The organism is Neisseria sp. P0014.S009 (assembly GCF_051958155.1).
Classification (GTDB): Bacteria; Pseudomonadota; Gammaproteobacteria; order Burkholderiales; family Neisseriaceae; genus Neisseria; species Neisseria flavescens_C.
The window spans coordinates 1-243 of sequence record NZ_JBQCVS010000223.1 but is presented as its reverse complement, the minus strand read 5'-3'; the positions used below and the strand labels follow the sequence as shown (position 1 = coordinate 243).

The 243-nt window shown below is 45.3% G+C and carries 1 protein-coding gene; it reads right to left on the bottom strand.

Annotated elements, in window-relative coordinates; all coding sequences use genetic code 11:
• Positions 1-243: CysS/YqeB C-terminal domain-containing protein (locus ACTHS4_RS12415; RefSeq protein ID WP_440366040.1), on the bottom strand; the 243-nt coding region annotated here is incomplete at both ends.

Sequence of the window (243 nt, the reverse complement as noted above, 5' to 3'; positions counted from 1 at the left end):
CGTCGTGCCATTGGCGCCATCTTCTAAAACGATACCCATTGCCGTAAGTTCATTACGTGCCGCATCTGCTGCAGTCCAATCTTTAGCGGCACGGGCTTCGTTTCGTTGTTTGATAAGCGCTTCAATTTTTGCGACTTCATCATCGTCAGAACCAGCTTGTAAGAATTTTTCTGGATCTTGTTGAAGTAAACCTAAGATACCCGCTAATTCACGTAAACGAGCAGCAAGACCATTGGCTTTTTC